The organism is Gilliamella sp. App2-1, from assembly GCF_001690255.1.
In the GTDB taxonomy this organism is placed as follows: domain Bacteria; phylum Pseudomonadota; class Gammaproteobacteria; order Enterobacterales; family Orbaceae; genus Gilliamella; species Gilliamella apicola_G.
The window spans coordinates 21,632-27,817 of the sequence record NZ_LZGR01000061.1; the positions used below are offsets into that span (position 1 = coordinate 21,632).

The 6,186-nt window shown below is 35.3% G+C and carries 6 protein-coding genes; all 6 read right to left on the reverse strand.

Annotated features, from left to right (window positions below; translation table 11 throughout):
• Positions 1-68: 68 nt before the first annotated feature.
• On the reverse strand, positions 69-398 hold the full coding sequence (locus tag A9G22_RS08375; protein ID WP_075508689.1) for a DUF7878 domain-containing protein: 330 nt from the start codon (positions 396-398) through the stop codon (positions 69-71).
• Between the two features lie 469 nt (positions 399-867).
• Positions 868-1,137, reverse strand: a complete 270-nt coding sequence (locus A9G22_RS08385) for a hypothetical protein (RefSeq protein ID WP_065586014.1) — start codon at positions 1,135-1,137, stop codon at positions 868-870.
• A complete protein-coding gene (locus A9G22_RS08390; RefSeq protein WP_141670019.1) occupies positions 1,124-2,395 on the reverse strand; it encodes a VENN motif pre-toxin domain-containing protein in 1,272 nt (423 codons plus the stop codon). Before A9G22_RS08390 ends, A9G22_RS08385 begins: the two co-directional genes overlap by 14 nt.
• A gap of 519 nt (positions 2,396-2,914) precedes the next feature.
• Positions 2,915-3,334, reverse strand: a complete 420-nt coding sequence (locus A9G22_RS08395; RefSeq protein ID WP_065586016.1) for a hypothetical protein — start codon at positions 3,332-3,334, stop codon at positions 2,915-2,917.
• A gap of 369 nt (positions 3,335-3,703) precedes the next feature.
• Positions 3,704-3,985, reverse strand: coding sequence for a YrhB domain-containing protein (locus A9G22_RS08400; RefSeq protein WP_065626164.1), 282 nt, complete (start codon positions 3,983-3,985; stop codon positions 3,704-3,706).
• A complete protein-coding gene (locus A9G22_RS08405; RefSeq protein ID WP_075508691.1) occupies positions 3,985-5,634 on the reverse strand; it encodes a toxin glutamine deamidase domain-containing protein in 1,650 nt (549 codons plus the stop codon). The genes A9G22_RS08400 and A9G22_RS08405 overlap by 1 nt, the downstream gene beginning before the upstream one ends.
• Positions 5,635-6,186 lie beyond the last annotated feature (552 nt).

Genomic DNA, 6,186 nt, shown 5'->3' on the forward strand with positions numbered 1-6,186 from the left:
ATTTTTTTCAAATTTAGATAAGAAATTAATTTTTCATTAAATTTATTAGATGCAACGATCAAATCCGATTACTTGATATTTGAATAAATTTTATCCATCCAAACCCCACTAATTTGCCAATTATTTAAACTTATGTGTCTAAATAATAAAATAGGAGCTTTTTCGTAATCCATAGATTCATAATAAAAGCCATTATCAGAATTATTGATCCAATTTTTTAATTGTTTTGCTAATTCAAGTAGCAAAATTCCTTTTGCTGATAAAATAATTTTATTATTTATATAGATTACTAATTGACCTTCAACCACAGAAAAAAGCCGAGATCCGTGGGTTATATTACCAACATTCAAATTGGTATAATTGATCTCTAGTGAGAATTTACAGGGAATGCATTCCATATTTTTCCATCATTTCCAATAATAACTTTAATCTTTGTTTGCTCTTTTGTGTCAATTTGGCGCCCCATATCAACAACTACGCGGAAAGAACCTTCAATATTATTTGGAATAAAACTTGCTTTTGAAGAATCCAACGTTTCTTTAACAATCTTTCATATTTCTGAAACATTATTTGTATTGAATTGAGCTGATCTTGTAGCTGAAGTTCCAACCATATGTTTATCCTTTGGTACCCATGTGTTAAGATTATTTTTTGATGCATTGAAAGCTGTTTTAGAAGCGTCATCTAACACACCCCAGTTATTATTTTGAACAATAGTTTCTTGTTTAGCAAGATTACCACCCTCCCTTTTCCAGCTAGGATTGTCGGGTTAAATTTGAGCTACTACAGATGAAACTATAATCTCCGTTAAGAATAAGATCGGGAATTATAGTTTATGCTACTTCAAATCTTATAATAACCAAATTATTATAAGTATTTTTTAGGGATATTTAATAACTGTGCATCAACAGACCAATCAATAGGTTTACTTTTTTGGCAATTCCATTTTGCTCCTGATTGTATCCATTTATCTCGATATTTCTTAATACCCGTTAAAATGGCATCTTCGTATCCAAACTCAACTCCACAACACTCACAAATATTATATGTAGGAGATTGACCATCCTCTCCCCATTGAGGCTCTGATTGCTCGAGCCCACAAACACGACATATATATGCTTCATTATTTTTGTGCATTAAAATACTCCAAATTAGTCTTATATCCATGATCTGCTGGATTTGGTTTAAACATTGTTTTCGGTGTCCCATCGGCATTTTTCACAGCAAATATATTTGATTGAGGATTATAAAGAACTGTATCACCATTTTTCCTTATTATTTTTAATGTGCCTAAAGGAGGATTATTAACAAAATTATGTGTCGCATCAACGTATTGTTTTGAGTTTTGAAATTCTGGAAACTCGTGTTTATGTTTATCCCAATGATCGTAAGCATTTGTAACAGGCTGTTTTTTACTTGTTTCTGTCCAAATTTTATCTTCTGGGCGCTTACCTAAATTAGCATTAATTTCTTGTTCTTTTTTTACATGCTCGCCAAATTTGCTACTCTCATTTCCTTTTTGATTGGCTGCTTGGCTATTATGTATTTTATACTTAATCTCTTTATAATTTCCACCATCTTGTGCAACACTTCCTTTTCCATGTTGCGTTTCTAAGACTGTTTTATCTAATGGTTTGTTCGCACCTATTCCCTTTCCAGCTGCACTATTTTTTACAACTGTTGTTTCAATTTGTTTTGACTGGCTTGCCGCTTGATTCATCAAGCGGTTACCTTCAGCAACATTCCCCGCTTTATATGCTACTTCCGCTTCTTTTACCAAAACTTGTGCAGTTTTAGTTTCAACTTTAATTACTTTTCCCGCTACTTTGATAAATTTTGCAAAAGGTAATACTCCTGCTGCTGCTATTGCGTAGTCACCCCAACTATCTGCATCCCTAAAGGCGATATAATCACCATATGGCGTCACCAATATAGCTAGATCTTCTGGCAATCGCATCAAATCCTCTCTTAAAGGATCATACATAAATTTACCTGAATTCATATCATCTATGATTTGCGAAGCCTCTTCTGGGGTTAGATAACCATTAGCTGAAGCATGAAGTATGCTGTCATAATTTGCCCCTGTTTCAGGTGAAAGACCAATAAAATCGCCACCAAATCCACCATCAGCCCAACTTAATCCATTATTCTCAACCGCATTTTTCCCCGCCGCAACGCCAGTATTGATATCTTGAACATCACCACCCGCCGCGGTGGTAGCTAGGCCAGTCGCGAGTTGGGATAGGGCGCTGATTTGTTGTCTTTCTTCTTGGCTTAGGTCTTTGATGTCTTTATCGGGGTAAAGGATACCTGCAATAACTTCTGCACTGCGTTCACTTGCGGCAGCGCCTAAGCCACCCACTAGGGCGGAGTTGCCTTGTAGCTGCGCAACCACCCCACCCAAGATGGCATGACTGACCGTGTTGGCAATGTTGCTCGTCAGTTAAGAAGATACCTTTGTCTGTTGCTTTTAAGTCGGTATTGTTTTCGACCTTTATGTCAAAGCCACCTTTGCTGGCACAGAAAAATGCAAAAAAACACCAAGAAAAAAATCAAATAAAATAAACGCCTTACCTGACCGATTTTTTGTAAATAAATAGTGTGTTTTTATGTTTTAAATAGAAGGAGATATGACACAATGAGCAATATAGTTAAGTAGGCTTTAATTACTACAATGGTGCATAAAAATAATAATCACTAAAGTGATGCTAAATCAAAATTGCCACTTAAAAAGGATTTAGTGACAGAATTAACTGCCACTTTTTAATAATGAATATACTAATATAGGATAGTATTGTCGGATTATGTTTGAACTACTACAATTGAGTAGAACAAGCTGATTATTGAACTTGCGGGCAAGTTCTAAAAAGCAATAAAAGATCCTCCCCCGCTGATTAGATGGGGGATTTAACTTTCATTCAACTAGCTTTTTAATGAACTCTTCTAAAACACGCTTTACCGGTGAGCTAGCATTCTGCAATAAAATATCTATTTTTAATAATAGTAACTCTTTCTTAGAATTATCTAGATTAGATAAATCTAAAAGCCTTAATGAATCAATGCAAGAGATAAATAAGTTCTCATTACTTGTGTTAATAATTTTTAGGAGAACTTCTAATTCATGTGAGTTATGTAAATCACCCAAACATTCTACAAGCCTTTTTTGCCAAAAAATAGGCTTAAACTTTAGCTGAGCTAATAATAACTCCCAATCATTATTATTAAATTTATTAAGTATTTCAGTAGCCTCCAAAATGGCACAATCATACCAATAATCGCCAGGTTCACTTTCATGGCTAAAATCAGATATACAAACATCAAATTTATTATACATAATTTATCTCTTTAATTTTATAGGATCAAATCCTGGCGCAGGTTTACCCCCCAATTGGATAGGCTGCCGTGATATTATTACCTTTTTTAATAACATCGATTTCCACTCCATTAACAGTCCCTCAATGAAGAGTTTCACCAGTTGAAGGTCTTACTCCTATAGGCTTAGTATTTCCAATTTTATTAACAGAATCAATAATACTCTTATCTGACCAACTTTCAGGAAATAAGGTGCTTGTTTTTATTTTTGACAAATACCCATCCTCAAACTGAGTTATATATTTTAATGTCTCCCCCACACTTGAATTACTTATATAAAATTTGGTTAAATTATAATTTTTAATATGCACATACATAATCGATTATGAGTTTAAAACTCAGATTTGTTTTTTTTATTTTCATATTCTTGTATATATATATCTAAAGGGTATGCTGTTCCCAACTCATATATTTTCCCACTATCTTTATCAATTATGAATGGACAATTACCGATTAATTGTGTTGAAAAATCACCAGTTTCTAAAAATTCTCTGGATTGAAAACAAAAAAGCCATCCTTCAGAAAATCTGTCTATCACAGTAATTTCTACAGGAATATCGTATTCAGCTAAATAACTTTTAGCTTTATTTATCGCTTCAATAAAAGTAATCATCAATTAGTCCTTAAAAATTTGAAAGATTTAAACTTGCTCATATCTGCAGCTTTACCTGTTTGACCATCTAAGAAACGTATTTTTCCATTTTGATTTACAACATTAAAAACATGCCCTGGTTGCCCCGGACCATAAGAACCAAATACAATACCTCTTGCGCCAGATCCTGCATTTGACATTTGTTCAATAATATTATTAGGCCTACTAGCATTTTGAAATTTTGTTCCAAATTGTTTTTCTAATACGGATATTGGAACCCCATTTTTTGAATTAATAGGTAAAGCAGAGGCTGGGTTACCACCTAATGTTGCATCAGTAGCTATAGCACAATTGACACAGTTATGTGTTCGCCCCTCTATAGGATAGCCAGGATTTACATCACGTATAGTGCCAGCTACATCATTAACGGCAGTATTAGTCTCTCCCTTTCCAGCTTTTACTCTATTAATACCCTCGTTTATTTGCTCTACTTCTTTAGCCGATAACTTCTGCCCTGTAGCTCTCGCTTTCCAGGCTAAATCGCTCAAACCTTTTGCGGTAACACCACCTGTTGAGAGTGAAAATAACAATTCAGCATCTGATGCTGACACGCCTAATATCTTAGAAAGTCCCTCGGCTGTTTGCGTATGATAAGTTTTGCCATTATAAATGACCATTAACCCCGTTGCACCATTATCAACCATTGACCATGTTAAATATGCACTTGGTAAACACCCCAATACTGAGGCGCAAGCCGGTGATAATGCTACTGCTGCCATTCCATCTACGACAGCCATCCCAACTTGAAGAGTACCTCCTGCTCGGGTACTTATGCTGTATTTACTGTCATAATAGGTCATCGTATCTGAAATTTTATTGCCTGTCGTATATTCAAATAATTCTTCTATTTTTTTATAAGACTTTTTGCCCCCTCCTGTAATATAAGGTGGTAATTCGACTTCAATTTCAGTTGTTTGACCTTTCAATTGTTCTCTATAAGATTCTAACTCAGGGCTATTACCTAGCTCTTCTAATGCTAAATACGCTGCTTTATCTGGGTCATCATCCGCTAATCCAGCTGAACAATGAATTAATGCACAAGCTGCTGCACGATATAATAAATCTTCTCGTTCGTTTCCTTTAACAAGCTCGTCAATGCGTTTCTTTTCTGTTGGAGTAAGTAGTCGGTTATTCTCAACCGCATTTTTCCCCGCAGCAACCCCGGTATTGATATCTTGAATATCACCACCGGCAGCGGCTATTGCAAGGCCTGTCGCGAGCTGTGATAGGGCGCTGATTTGTTGTCTTTCTTCTTGGCTTAGGTCTTTGATGTCTTTATCGGGGTAAAGGATTCCCGCAATCACTTCTGCACCCCGTTCACCTATCGCTGCACCCAAGCCACCCACAAGCCCTGAGTTGCCTTGCAGCTCAGCAACCACCGCACCCAGTATGGCATGGCTGACCGTGTTGGCAATGTGGTCTGTTTCCCATTTGCCGGTTTCAGGGTTGTAATGCTCGGTTTGTTTTTTTATGGCACTGGCAATTTTTGGTGCCAGTGCCCCTGCAACCGCCCCTGTCATGTCGCCGCTGATGATGCCGTTAATCAGGTTGACCGCCATGTCAATGCCTTGACGGGTTTCACTGCCCATCGCTGACATCCCTTCGTTCATCGCCTTTTTGTAAGCATCTTCGTAGACTTTTTGTTACTGCTCGTCGTTTAAGAAGGTACCTTTGTCAGTTGCTTTTAATTTGGTGTTGTTGCCAACCTTGATGTCAAAGCCCTTGGCTAACGCTAAAAAAACAAAAAATTTAATTAAATCAACGATCTTTCTGAATTATTTTTTGTAAGTAAAAATAGTGAATTAATGCATTTTCTATGTTTTGAATAGAGGGAGATATGGCATAATGAGTAACACAACAAATAGCCATTATTTAATACAATGGTACATAAAAATAATAATGGCTAAAGTGCATACTAAGCAAAAATTGGCAATTAAAAAAATTAATTATAGAATTGAGTGGCAGAATTAACTGTCACTTTTAACTGAAAATACACAAAATTTAAGATGGTTATAAATCTGTAACATAAGTGTAACATGCTTAATTATATGATCACTAATTATCATTTTAAAAATTATTACATCAAATTAATGAAGAATAAATTTTATAGTTATCAAGTTCATAGCATACAATATTTATTTTTTTTAAATTATGATATTTAA